Below are 12,892 nucleotides of genomic sequence, written 5' to 3'. Positions count from 1 at the left end.
CCATGAAAGCACTTCCGTTTCCCTGCATCCGCCCGGCTCAGGACCGCGTGCTCGAGGCGCTGCCTGCAATGGGCAGCATCCTGAGCGGCAACGATGCTCTGCGCGGAGCCATTGCCGATGGCCTGATGCTCAAGGACCCGGGTGCGGCGTATTACGTGTACGAATGCTCGGGGGAGCCGGGGCGCGTGACGGGCGTTGTGGCGATCTGCCCGGTTGGTGCGCTGGCGGGCGGCGACGCGGTTGCCGCCGATACGGCCGCCGCTGCGCGCGCATTCGCCGACCTCAAGGTGCAGCCCCGTCCCGTAACACTTGCCTACGAAGCCTCGCCCGTCATGGACATCATCCTCGGCGCCACAAAAGAGGGCGCTTCACTCTATGCCGTCACCGACCCCGCCGGCATTACGCACCGCGTGTGGGAGGTCAAGCGCGAGGACGCCGTCGGCGCCATCCGTGCCATGCTCGACCAGGCGCCGGAGCCGGCACTGGCCGACGACCCCGCCTACGCTGCCGCGCTGGTCGGGGCATCACAGCTCCTGGCCGACGATGCCCGTGCCGCCGGCACCTACACGGGCAAAGAGCCGTTCAACTTTACCGTAGCTGTGCTCTTCCCCGCCGCGCAGGTCAGCGGCGGCGCGCCGCAGGTCCCGATGGGCCTGCTCACCCACCAGATCGCGCGGTTCTAGCGAGACCAGACCGCCCGGCACAAAAATCGGCAGCCCAACAAACAGGGGGGCGGAGATGCAGCAGGTACATGCATCTCCGCCCCTTTTGCGTCGAGAAGTTATGCCGGCGACCCGTGCCGCCACGCTCGCGTTATCCGCGCTGCGGACCCGCAGTAGCCACGAGCGGTTCAAGCCCCAGCTCGCGCGCGTAGTCCTCCTGCGTAAAGACTTCGACAAGTTCAAACGTATCGGCCGCATCGTCAAACGCAAAATGCAGCACTGAGCAGTTGCCCGGCACGCGTTCGCGCTCGTCTGCCGCCGCGCCCCGCACGTGGTCCAAAAACTCCTTGATAGCCGAGCCATGGCTCACCGCGAGCACGCACTCGTGGTCCGGACGCTGCATAAGCTCGGTCAACGTCGCCACCATGCGCTCGCGCACCTGCATCTGGCCCTCGCCGCCAAACTGGCGATAGAAGTCGCGCCACGGGCGCTCGGGCATGAGCACCACGCGCTCGGCCTCAAAGTCGCCAAAGAACCACTCGCGCAGACCGTCCAGGCGCTCGTACGCCAAGCCCGGCCACAAGTTGGCGATAGTCTGCTCGGTGCGATGAAGCGTGGAGGTGTAGGCATGATCGGGCTCAATGCCGCGCGCACGTAAAAACATGCCGGCGCGCGCCGCCTGGTCGCATCCCAGCTGCGTGAGCGGCGAGTCACTCCAACCCTGAATAATGCGCTTAAGGTTGAATATTGTCTGCCCATGACGAACCAGATACAGGTCTTTATTCATAGGGGTCCTTTCGTTCGTTACCAATCAAGGAGCGAAAACGCACCGTCGCAATAGCCAAAATGAAGCACGGCACCGTTGTCGGGTAGCTCTCCCCTGCCAGTCACATACTCAAGAAACTCCTGGCAGGAAGAGCCGTGGGAGACTGCCAGCACACAGTCGTGCTGCGGCCTGGCCATGATGTGGGACAGCGCCGCGACCATGCGCGACTGGAGCTCGCCTTCAGACTCGCCACCAAAGGCCACCGGATAATCACCCCAGGGCTGCGGCGGCATCTCGCGATTTGATGTACCCTCCAGCGAGCCCAAATGCCACTCGCGCAGGTCATCGACCAGCTCTATCGAGCGGCCCTCACCAGCAATTAGCTCAGCCGTACGCCGCGCCCGGCCCAACGGGGAGGAATACACACGGTCAAAGGTCACGCCACGCGCCTCAAACGCCGCGCGCGTCGCCAGCGCCTGCTCGCGCCCGCGCGCCGTAAGCGGCGAATCGTGCCCACCCTGCAAAATGTTCTGCACATTGAGCTCAGTCTGCCCATGCCGCACCAAATACAAATCTGCCACACGTCCTCCCCTCGCACCACCGCAAAGGGGACAGGTACCTTTGTGGTGGTTTACCGCCGGATCACACCGCGGTGACGCTCAACTACACCAGTACGTCGACAAGCGAGCGCTTGGGTACGTGGTGCACTTGCGCCTCGTCGCGCCAATAATTGATGGAGCCGTCGGGGTTGGAATCGATCGCATCGATCACCTGTGTCTCGGCCGGAACGCCAAACGCCATGATCAGCTTGAGCTCATACTTGTCGTTATCGAGCCCCATGGCATCGATCGCGCGGGGCGTAAAGGCCTTGAACATGCAGGCTGCCACCTCGGGCGTGGCGCTGCGGGCGGCGAGCATCATCGTCTGCGCGGCAATGCCCGTGTCGACCTCGGTAATGGGAGCGGCTGGCTTGCCCGGAACGGCGCGCTCAGCAAGAATCGCGATGTAGCCGGTCGGGCGCTCGCCCTCATCGGGACCCGGCCAATCCTTGAGCGCACCGGCCCATGCAAGCTCGTCAAATACACGCGCGCAGTCCTCTGCACCGCTTACCACATGAAAACGCAGACGCTGAGCATTGGCACCACAGGGAGTCAGGTGCGCCAGTTCCGCCAGCTCGAGCAAAAACTCGCGCGGCACGCGCATGGACTCGTCAAAGCGACGGCACGTACGGGCGCGGCGGACCAGCGCGTCAAACGTGTCCAGGCCGAGCTTTTCGCAACCTTGCTTTGCCATCGACTCCGCGCTAGACGGCGCCGCGGGAACTGTTTCGTTCATAGGGACCCCCAATTTCGGGCAATTGTTCTTAGGAAAATCTAACCTAAAACGTAGGCAATAACGAACAGGGCCGCAATGTTCTACACCTGTTGAATAGAAAATCGCGACGTGGGGAACAACGGAAACAATTCGGGGCCTTTGGGTTACGTTTCACCCTCCCCGACCCATACGTCAGCGCCTTTAGGCGATACTGGTCGTAACGATCAAGGCTTACGCCGCACGGAAAGGAGACATTATGGGCATCTTTAAGAATGATGACCAAAAATCGAGCCAGTTTGGATTTGACGAGAAAAGCATGGCGGGCAAAGCCGTCAAGGCCGTACGCTGGATCTACGCCATCACGGGCGTCTTAGCGCTCATTGCTGGTATCGCACTGCTTTTTGCACCCGCCAAGTCCCTCGTCTTTTTGACGACTGTCCTGGGTTTTTACTTTGTAATCACTGCTGCCATTAGGCTGTTCACTGCCATTTTTGAGCCGCTGCTGCCCACCGGCTGGCGCGTGACGAGCATCATCTCCAACCTACTCATTATCTTGGGCGGCGTCATAATCCTGCGCAACCAGGCCTTCTCGCCCGCGACGCTCACCACGATGGTGGTTATCGTGGCCGGCTTTGGCTGGATTGTCGAAGGTGTCATGTCCATTCTGGAGTCCGAGCTTTCGTCCAACCGTGCCCTCGCCATCCTGAGCGGCGCACTTTCCATCATCGCCGGCATGTTCGTGTTTATCTATCCGCTGTGGTCGGCCAAGATGCTCGTTATCTTTAGCGGCGCCGCGCTGCTGGTGTTTGGCGTTACGCTGATTGTTCGCGCTATTCAATTTGGCAAACTGGTGCACTAGATGCCGCGAACGCTCTTTATTGATGCCGACGCCTGCCCGGTCACGCGCGAGTCGATTGACTGCGCGCGGCGGGCAGGCGTCGCCGTTGTTATCGCCGGCAACAGCACGCAAAACCTGGAACGGCACATTCGCCGCGACGACCCGCGCGATGCCGAGCACGCGCGACGCGGCTTTTGGGTCACGACGCTCGACGTGAGTGTGGGCGCCGACAGCGCCGACTTTGCCATTGTCGAACGCCTGCAGGCGGGCGACGTGGTCGTGACGCAGGACATTGGCTTGGCGAGCATGGTGCTCGGGCGCGATGCCGCCGCCATCGGTGTGCGCGGGCGCGTCTACGACAAAGCGACCATCGACATGCAGTTGTTTATTCGCCACGAGGAAAAGAAGGTGCGCCGCGCCGGCGGACGCACTCGCGGACCGGCGGCATTTACCAGCGAAGATCGCGCCCGCTTTAAACGCAACCTCACCGAGCTGCTCCGCTAACTAAGGTAGATTTTTGGGACATGCCCGAAAATCTACCTTTTTGTTTTGGGCGGTGCGAGCGCTCAAAATCCATGGCTCAACAAAAAACGGGCTTCAAAATGCCATGCGTCGCCGCATTGTGCAGGCGCCGAGCATGGCTATTTTGAAGCCCGTTTTGTTAGGCCCACTTAGAGGCCGAAGGCAGAAAGGATAAGACCCCAGCCCGCACCGATGACGTACATCATGATCAGGAACAGGACGTTTTCGCGGGCGCTGCGGTTGGTGCGGAACAGCACCAGGTAGCCCACACCTGCAGAGATGAGCGTGCCGGCGAGCATCGGGGCCAGCTGCAGCGCGCCTTCCAGGTACAGTTGCGTGATGACGACGCTGGCCGAGCAGTTGGGAATCAGGCCGACGAGTGCCGAGCCCAGGACCGCAAGCGTCTCGTTGCCGCGCAGGAACTGCTCGATTGCGGACTCGCCGAACGACTCGAGCACGGCGACCAGAATCAGCGTCACCAGAAAAATGAATACCGAGACCTGCACGGTGTGCGAAATCGCGCTGCGTATGATCGACAGGACAGGCGTCCCTTCGTGGGAGTGGGAGTGACCGTGGCCATCATGGTGTTCATGCTCGCCCTCATGACCGTGATCGTGGCCATGTCCGTGGTCGTGCTCGTCCTCGTCTTCATCACAACCGCAATGGTCACGCTCGCACAGCTCGTGGATGTGGTCGGCGCTCACGCCCGCCTCGGCCACCTCGTCGATGATGTCACCGCCAGTGTGGTCGTCGTGCGCGCAGTTCACGTGGGCCGGGTTGGCCGCGGTTCCCAGCACGGTGCGGCGAATCGCCGCATGCGCGCGAGCGTTACGACGCAGGCCGCGAATGGCGGCGTCCACGATAAAGCCCGTGACCAGCGCGATCAGTGCCTTCGAAGCCAAAAGCATCGCCATGGTCTGCACGGGCACCTGCTCGGCGAGCAACAGCGGCAGCATCTCATCGGAGGTCGAAAGGAACACCGCCACCAACGTACCCAAGGTCACGACACGACCGGCATACAGCGTGGCCGCCATTGCCGAAAAGCCGCACTGCGGCACCATGCCCAGCAACGAGCCAACCACGGGGCCCGCGGCTCCGGCACGCTTGATGGCGCCGTTAACGCGGTTGCCCGCAACATGTTCGAGCGTCTCGAGGGCCAGATACGTCACCAACAAAAACGGCACCAGCGAGAGCGTGTCCTTGCCGGCGTCGAGCAGAATATCAATCAACAAACCCATGACGGATGGAACCTTTCGTGTCTTTCGGCAGCATTGTAAAAGTCCTAGCGGTCAACTAGGGTATTGTAGTTATCCTAGGCGCGATGCCAATAGTTGCCCATGGTAAACTATCATCTCGCCACATCTTAATGACTCAAAGCCGCACGACGCGGCCCATCCAAGGAGCAGTTATATGAACGTTTCACAAGCACTCGAATACGAGCGCCAGCCGTTTATTCCCATGTTTATCTATGGCGATCATGGCGCCATGGAGTCCGAGCGCCAGAAGGGCGAAGAGGCCCTTAAGGTGCTCGAAACCGAGTACTTTACCGCCGAGGGCGACCCCAGCTTCGACTTTGCCACCGTGCGCGACCTGGCTGACCGCAACCGCGACCTGTGCGACCAGATTGGCGAGGCGCGCCTGCGCAACGTGACGCCCGCGACGCTTTCGCGCGGTCTGTCCGACGCCGACACCTGCGCCGCCATCGGCAAGATGCAAAAGCGCACCGCCGCGTCCGTCATGCGCGAGATCCGCGGCGACCGCGACGCGCTCGGCGTGGCGTACGCCCGCAAGCCTATCCAAGGCACAGTGCTCGGCATCGACATCGAGACCACCGGCCGTGCACCCGAGCGCGGCTACATCATCAACGTGGGCTGGGAGATCATGGAGCTCACCAGCGACGCCGTCCCGCACGACGCCGAGGCACACTACTGCGGCCTGCCCGATATCTACCGCGGCGAGGATGTGCCGCTGTCGAATATCCACCACATCACCTGGGACGACATCGACGGCAAAACGCCCTTCCGCGAGAACAAAGAGCTGCAAAAGCAGCTGCTCAAGCTTATGAAGAAGTACCCGTACATGGCACACAACGCCGCCTTTGAGGACAGCTGGTTCAAGATCCACCTGGACGGCTACGCCGAGGCACGCCGCGCCGGCAAGATCATCGTCATCGATTCGCGCCAGATCTGCCGCAGCTTGGACGCCGACGTGCGCTCGCTCCCCCGCGAGTCCGCGCCCGCCGCGCTCGAGAACTGGGCGCGCCGCCGTGGCACCCTCGCCGCCGACGCCAACGAGCAGCACCTGGGCCTCGACGACACCGACCTCATGCTCCGCACCGTCCAAGCCGAGTTCAACCTCAAGAACCTGTTTGACAAGTAGAAACGTCTACGACAAACTCCGGCGTAGATCACGGGCGGCCTCGCAGCGGGAAACCCCGCAGCGGGGCCGCCCTACGTTCCACAAATAAACCTGCCATCACAAATTCTGAACACTCATTGCGAACGATTTCGGCCAATTCCCGACACGTAATTCGTTGTCGGATGGTGATGCATCACTATCAAATGTGCAGCAATTGAGTATTTCTATGCTATAGCCGAGCTGCGAAAACGTTTATTTAGGGCATACCAACTCATAATTGCGTCAAGCTTTTGGACAGCATTTGGTTAGACCTCTAAAACGGCTTTTCCACTCAGCGCCGTCAACACGGCATTAGCTGACACGATATATACCATGAGTATCGTATTGTCACATACCACTGCAAAAGCGGTCTACCAGGCCGCGCATTCGGTGTCTGCGAAAGGCATCGAGTCCTGTAACCCTACCGCGATTTACGAATCATGTCCCACCGTAACGCTCCTTGACGCAGCCGCAGAATGGCTCACCAAACATGATGTTTCCCTCGATGCAAATGATTGCCTCGAGGTGATGGTGTTTCATCGCAGGAATGCGCGCTATGCAATGAACTGTCAATGCCACGTGTCTTCAAAACGATTCTCGAACTCACGCTTTATAGAGCTCAAAGATGGCATCTTCATTGTTGGCGTTGAGCTTTGCGCACTTCAGGCCGCCACCTATCTTTCTTTTCGCGAACTAGTGGAGTACTACTTTGAACTGTGCGGCGCTTATTCCCTTGGAACCGACTCTTCCACCTCCTATACCGAGCGTTTCGCGCTCACCTCGACCGAGAGGTTAAAGCAGTTCTTTAATTCCATTACCAGATGCGACGGTCTGGCCCTTGCCCGAAAGGCGATCCAATGTGTACGCGACGGATGCCGGTCTCCCATGGAAACGGCATTTGTCATGATGCTAACGCTGCCCAAAAGCGAAGGAGGGCTTGGTATTAAGGGAATTGAGACCGATTACGAGGTGCAGGTCACCACTGCCGCAAAGAATCTCACGAGACGCAAAAAGTTCTTTATGGATGCGTATCTAAAGAAATCTCGCACAGACATTGAATACAACGGTTTTTATCATGACGCGGAAGAAGACCGCGCCATCGATGAGGAGCGCAAGAATGCACTTGCGTCCATGGGGTACGGAATCATCACCGTCAGCCGTTATTCCTTTATGCATGCCAGCGCTTTCGTTAGGGTCATGGAAGCGATCCAACGGAAAGAGGGCATACGCCCCTCGCGTCTGCCAAAAGACTTTCAAATCATGCAAGAGGACCTGAGACAGTTTGTGCTCAGAAGGTTTATAGAAGAGAAAAAGCGAATTCAGAAGCAGCTTCGCCAGGATTCCGAAGAGCGCCAACGAATCGACCTCGAAAAAGCAACACTCGAAGGCATCACGCTGGATGACCCGACAATTAATGAAGTTCCGGCAATCGATGACATGCAGACTGTCGAATCCGACAGCCCATCATTTGCCCAAACAAGCAGCCTCGCGCCCGAGGGCAGGGTCTTCGGGGCCGGAGACTAGGCCGGCTAACAAGGTAGGTACCCTAGCGACGTGCAAAATTGCGAATATTCAGCAGGGTCGGGTGTCTATCACCCTCGAGTGGATCCAAATGTGAAGCGAAACGCTCTTGCGTGAGAGCGTTAGGGGTAGCGCACAGAGATGTGGTGTAAGAGGCGGGGCATGCCCCGCCTCCGCCCTTTCTTGAAAGGGAGGGGACACCGCCTAGAATTCGTCGTTGGAGTAATGAAGGTGACGAATGGAAGGAAAGGCGATGCCCCAAGAAGAGAGTGTACTGCGCCTCGGCCGCGACGAGGCCCTCGAGGCGGCGAGGCTTTGGCAGGAGTGCGGCGACGCGCGCGAGTTCGCGTGCAGGGTGCTGGGCGGCGTGATGAACGCACTGATGGACTCCGAGGCCCAGCAGATGTGCGGCGCGAGCCGCAACGAGCGCAGCGACGGCAGGGAGAACAGCCGCAACGGCTACCGCCCCAGGTCGCTCAAGACCGCCGTGGGCGACGTGGAGCTCGAGATACCCAAGCTCAGGCACGGCACCTACTACCCCGAGGGCATGCTCGCGCGATGGTCGCGCGTCGACACCTCGGTGGCCGCCATCGTGCAGGAGATGTACGTGTGCGGCGTGTCCACCCGCAAGGTCGAGCGCGTGGCGTCCAAGCTGGGCATATCCTCGCTGTCGAGCTCGGAGGTCTCGAGCCTCTGCTCCGACCTCGACGCCGAGGTGGCGGAGTTCCGCCGCCGCGACCTCTCGGGCACGCCGTGCTGCTACCTGTGGCTCGACGCCACCTACATGAGCTGCAGGGTCGGCTCGTCGGTCGTCTCGCAGGGCGTCGTGACCGCGATCGGGCTGGGCGCCGACGGGCGCAAGCACTTCCTGGGCTGCGACGTGGTCGACACCGAGAGCGAGGACTCCTGGGCGGCATTCCTCGGCGGGCTGCGCGAGCGCGGGCTGGCCGGCGTTCGCCTCGTGGTCTCCGACAGCCACGCCGGGCTCGTGGCCGCCGTCTCGCGCCTGTTCCAGGGCTGCGCCTGGCAGCGCTGCGTGACGCACCTGCAGCGCAACCTCCAGAGCGCCTGCTCGGGCAGGCCCGAGGACTCCAAGGCGGCCGTCAGGGACCTCGTGCACGCCGCGGTCTACCAGGACGACCCCGACCTCGCGCGCTGCGTGTGGGCCGAGGCGGCGCCCTGGGTGGCGTCGGTGTCCGCCAGGGCCGGCGAGGTCTTCGAGCAGGCCGAGGACTCCGCGCTGGCGTTCACGGCCTTCCCCAGGGCGCACTGGGCCAAGCTCCGCACCAACAACGTCCAGGAGCGCGCCAACCGCGAGATCAAGCGCCGCTACAGGGTCGTGCAGTCCTTCCCCTCGAGGGAGTCGATGCTGCGCCTGACGTGCGCGAGCCTCATGGAGACCGAGGGGCAGTGGTCCCAGCAGCGCGTGTTCTCCGAGGCCTCGGCCGCCGAGGGCTTCGCCGGGCCCGCGGACAGGCCGGCCCCGACAGAGGGGAGGCGCCGCGCGCTCGGGCGGCGCGCCAGGGAGATAGTGGACGAGATAGTCGAGAGGCGCGGCCTCAAGAAGGAGTAACATCGGGACTTGCAGCGACGGACCTCAGGACGCTCTTACACCACGTCTGCGCGCGCCACCGCGTTAGGCAACATTTGAGGAAATACTCATCGGATTAACACCCTAAGATAACTCTTGAACTGCATTATATGACCTGCAATAAATTAGCGGACCCCCTATAGTTGCAGAATACTCCATTTTTTGCACGGCACGAGGGTGCCCACCTTGGCATCGACTATCAAAAAACGCTCAGTCCGGGATCTCGTCCACTATTCCCCATCATTTTGTACAACGAATTACCTGAACGTCATTGACATATGAACATGCACTCATATAATCGAAAGTAAATTATATGAGCGCATGTTCATATGAAAGGATATTGCAATGAGCATCCGCGTTGATGAAACGAAACTCGACATCGAGGCCACCGAACCCGCGATCCCGACCACCTGCTCGCCCGAGGACCTTCCCGACGAGGAGCTTCTCTACGACCTCGCCGACCTGTTCAAGGTCTTCAGCGACACCACGCGCATCAAGATCCTCTATGCCCTCATGGGCCGCGAGCTCTGCGTGGCAGACATCGCCGAAGCGACCGAAACCTCGCAGTCCGCGGTGTCGCACCAGCTGCGCACACTCAAGCAGTCGCACCTGGTTAAATTCCGGCGCGACGGGCGCAATATCCTCTACTCGCTCGCCGACGACCACGTCTACACCATGCTCAACCAGGGCATGAGCCACATCTGCGAATAGCGACCAACCACGGTACCAGCGCGGCCTGCACCCAAGCCGCAAATACAGAGAAAGGAACCCACCATGAAAAAGCAGTTTAAACTCGACGAGATCGACTGCGCCAACTGCGCGCGTGAGCTTCAGGACGAGCTGGCCAAGCTCGAGGGCGTCAAATCCGTGTCCGTCAACTTTATGACCCAGAAGTTGACGCTCGAAGCCGATGACGCCGAGTTCGACGAGGTACTCAACCGCGTTGTAGAGTTTACGGCCGACGCCGAACCGGACTGCGAGATCATTCTCTAGCCCGGGTTTACGCCAACCTGCAAGGCCGCGCTTGCCGCGGCCTTTGCTCGCGAAATTATATGAGCGAGTGTTCATTCATTCAAATGGGAGGATACGAGTCATGACCACCGCCGATCCCAAAAAGAAAAAGAAGAAGCGTAAGAAGAAAGAGTCCCTTGAGCATAAGCGCAATCGTATCCTGGTAGCGCTAGGCATTTTTGCGGTGGTGTACGCCCTCGATGAGCTCGGCACCCTCACTGCCGCATTCGGCACCCCGGGCGACATCTACGCCAGCTTCACACTGTTCCTCGTGCCTTTTTTGATTGCCGGCTACGACGTGCTCCAAAAGGCATACAACAACATCCGCCGCGGCAAGGCGTTCGACGAGAGCTTCCTCATGGCCGTCGCGACCATCGGCGCGTTTGCCATGGTGCTCTTCCCCGACACCGACCCGCACATGGCCGAAGGCGCCGCCGTCATGCTGTTCTACCAGGTCGGCGAGCTGTTCCAGGCATACGCCGTGGGCAAGAGCCGTAAATCGATCAGCGCCATGATGGACATCGCGCCCGACTACGCCAACGTCGAGCAACCCGACGGCTCACTCGAACAGGTCTTCCCCGATGACATCGCGGTCGGCACCGTGATCGTGGTCAAGCCCGGCGAGCGCGTGCCTATCGACGGCGTCATCGTCGAGGGCGAAACCCAGCTCGACACCGCCGCCCTTACCGGTGAGTCGGTCCCCCGCCCGGCCAAAACCAGAGACGATATCATCAGCGGCTGCATCAACATGACGGGGCTCATCCACGTGCGCACCACCAAGCCCTTTGGCGAGTCCACCGTCGCACGCGTCCTGGAGCTCGTGGAGAATGCCAGCGAAAAGAAGGCACGCACCGAGAACTTCATCACGCGCTTTGCCCGCATCTACACGCCCGCCGTCACCGGCGCTGCCGCGGTGCTCGCGCTCGGCGGTGGCCTGGTCACCGGTGCCTGGTCCGACTGGATTCTGCGCGGCCTGACCTTCTTGGTCGTCAGCTGCCCGTGCGCGTTGGTGATCAGCGTGCCGCTCAGTTTCTTTGGCGGCATCGGCGGCGCATCCAAGCTGGGCGTTCTCATCAAGGGTTCTAACTACCTCGAGACGCTCGCCGACGTGGACACCGTCGTCTTTGACAAGACGGGCACCCTCACCAACGGCACGTTCTCGGTGGTCGCGGTACACCCCGAGGCCGGCTATACCGAGCAGTCGTTGCTTGAAGTCGCAGCCCTCGCCGAGTCATTCTCCGACCATCCCATCGCGCAGTCGGTGCGCGCCGCCTTCCAGGGCGAACTCGACCCCAAGCGCGTAAGCGACTCCACCAACGACGCGGGCCATGGCGTGACGGCGAACATCGACGGCAGGCACGTCGTCGTCGGCAACGCCAAGATGCTCGCAGCGACCGGCGTCGAAGCGCCCAATTGCGAGGTCGTCGGTACGATCCTCCACGTGCTGGTCGATGGCATCTATGCCGGCCACATTGTAATTGCCGACACCGTCAAGGCCGATGCCGAGCAAACGATTCGCGACCTGCACGCCGCCGGCGTCAAGCGCACCGTCATGCTCACGGGCGACCGCGAGGAGGTTGCGGCGTCTGTGGCCAAGCAACTCAGTCTCGACGAGTTCCACGCGCAGCTGCTGCCGGGCGATAAGGTCGAGCGTGTTGAGGCGTTGCTCGCAGCCGAAAGCGGCAAGGGCAAGCTCGCCTTTGTCGGCGACGGTATCAACGACGCACCCGTGCTCACGCGCGCCGATGTGGGCATCGCCATGGGCGCTATGGGCTCGGACGCCGCAATTGAGGCGGCGGACGTCGTGCTCATGGATGACAAGCCGTCCAACATCTCCCGCGCGATCCGCGTGGCGCGCAAGACCATGTCGATTGTTTGGCAGAACATCATCTTTGCGCTGGGCATTAAGTTGCTGATTCTGGTGCTTGCGGCACTGGGCATCGCCAACATGTGGCTTGCCGTGTTCGGCGACGTAGGCGTGGCGATCATCGCCATCCTGAACGCCATGCGCGCGATGGGTGTCAAGAACCTGTAGCGTTCGTGGGCTGTCCGGCCGGGACCGGGCTTGGTTTTGAAAACGTCCTCGACCAATGAAGTGCCCCCGTTCTGCTCCTTCGGAGCTACGAACGGGGGCACTTCTGGTCTGACGCTCCTATTTGGCAAGGTGTTTTTTAGAATCCATTTTGCGCTCGGCCTCGAAGGCCTGCCTGTCCCAATCGAGCGGAAGTCCGGCCTCGACCCATGCCTCGTAGGCCCTCCTTATGGGCTTG

At 61.0% G+C, this 12,892-nt stretch carries 13 protein-coding genes; 9 read left to right on the top strand and 4 right to left on the bottom strand.

The annotated features are described in order from the left end of the window. Positions 1–2: 2 nt before the first annotated feature. A complete protein-coding gene (locus AAAX77_RS07730; RefSeq protein ID WP_349105645.1) occupies positions 3–683 on the top strand; it encodes a DUF1015 family protein in 681 nt (226 codons plus the stop codon). Positions 684–813: 130 nt separating this feature from the next. Here AAAX77_RS07730 and AAAX77_RS07725 read toward each other — a convergent pair whose 3' ends face one another. From AAAX77_RS07725 to AAAX77_RS07715, 3 genes are all read right to left on the bottom strand, one after another. After that, positions 814–1,449: a histidine phosphatase family protein gene (locus tag AAAX77_RS07725; RefSeq protein WP_349105643.1), complete on the bottom strand. Its 636-nt coding sequence runs from the start codon at positions 1,447–1,449 to the stop codon at positions 814–816. Positions 1,450–1,466: 17 nt separating this feature from the next. Further along, complete coding sequence (locus tag AAAX77_RS07720) at positions 1,467–2,009, bottom strand: histidine phosphatase family protein (protein ID WP_035137274.1); 543 nt, start codon at positions 2,007–2,009, stop codon at positions 1,467–1,469. Between the two features lie 82 nt (positions 2,010–2,091). After that, positions 2,092–2,763 (bottom strand): nitroreductase family protein, encoded by a 672-nt coding sequence (locus AAAX77_RS07715; RefSeq protein WP_349105641.1) that lies wholly within the window; start codon positions 2,761–2,763, stop codon positions 2,092–2,094. Positions 2,764–2,998: 235 nt separating this feature from the next. Between AAAX77_RS07715 and AAAX77_RS07710 the strand changes: the two genes are divergently transcribed. Together AAAX77_RS07710 and AAAX77_RS07705 are read left to right on the top strand one after the other, a co-directional pair. Next, positions 2,999–3,601 carry a DUF308 domain-containing protein gene (locus AAAX77_RS07710; RefSeq protein ID WP_349105639.1) on the top strand — a complete coding sequence of 201 codons (603 nt, stop codon included), beginning with the start codon at positions 2,999–3,001 and terminating at the stop codon, positions 3,599–3,601. Continuing rightward, positions 3,602–4,084 (top strand): DUF188 domain-containing protein, encoded by a 483-nt coding sequence (locus tag AAAX77_RS07705; RefSeq protein WP_006235439.1) that lies wholly within the window; start codon positions 3,602–3,604, stop codon positions 4,082–4,084. Positions 4,085–4,251: 167 nt separating this feature from the next. On the opposite strand, the gene AAAX77_RS07700 is transcribed toward AAAX77_RS07705, so the two are convergent. Further along, positions 4,252–5,340, bottom strand: coding sequence for a putative manganese transporter (locus AAAX77_RS07700; protein ID WP_148332812.1), 1,089 nt, complete (start codon positions 5,338–5,340; stop codon positions 4,252–4,254). Positions 5,341–5,512: 172 nt separating this feature from the next. Between AAAX77_RS07700 and AAAX77_RS07695 the strand changes: the two genes are divergently transcribed. The 6 genes from AAAX77_RS07695 to AAAX77_RS07670 all read left to right on the top strand — a co-directional run bounded on the left by AAAX77_RS07695 (position 5,513) and on the right by AAAX77_RS07670 (position 12,657). Then, the gene (locus AAAX77_RS07695) at positions 5,513–6,481 is read left to right on the top strand and encodes a 3'-5' exonuclease (RefSeq protein ID WP_148332813.1); all 969 of its coding nucleotides are present in this window, start codon (positions 5,513–5,515) and stop codon (positions 6,479–6,481) included. Between the two features lie 351 nt (positions 6,482–6,832). Beyond that, positions 6,833–8,023, top strand: a complete 1,191-nt coding sequence (locus AAAX77_RS07690) for a hypothetical protein (protein WP_349105638.1) — start codon at positions 6,833–6,835, stop codon at positions 8,021–8,023. 250 nt (positions 8,024–8,273) lie between these two features. Beyond that, positions 8,274–9,593, top strand: a complete 1,320-nt coding sequence (locus tag AAAX77_RS07685; protein ID WP_349105636.1) for an IS256 family transposase — start codon at positions 8,274–8,276, stop codon at positions 9,591–9,593. Positions 9,594–9,956: 363 nt separating this feature from the next. Then, positions 9,957–10,322: a metalloregulator ArsR/SmtB family transcription factor gene (locus AAAX77_RS07680; protein ID WP_035137284.1), complete on the top strand. Its 366-nt coding sequence runs from the start codon at positions 9,957–9,959 to the stop codon at positions 10,320–10,322. Between the two features lie 63 nt (positions 10,323–10,385). Then, positions 10,386–10,604, top strand: a complete 219-nt coding sequence (locus tag AAAX77_RS07675) for a heavy metal-associated domain-containing protein (RefSeq protein WP_035137286.1) — start codon at positions 10,386–10,388, stop codon at positions 10,602–10,604. A gap of 100 nt (positions 10,605–10,704) precedes the next feature. Continuing rightward, complete coding sequence (locus tag AAAX77_RS07670) at positions 10,705–12,657, top strand: heavy metal translocating P-type ATPase (protein WP_349105634.1); 1,953 nt, start codon at positions 10,705–10,707, stop codon at positions 12,655–12,657. Positions 12,658–12,892 lie beyond the last annotated feature (235 nt).

It is taken from the genome of Collinsella sp. CLA-ER-H6 (genome assembly GCF_040092305.1).
Taxonomy (GTDB): domain Bacteria; phylum Actinomycetota; class Coriobacteriia; order Coriobacteriales; family Coriobacteriaceae; genus Collinsella.
Note: the sequence above shows the minus strand (reverse complement) of the source record. Positions and strands in the feature narration are given on the sequence as shown.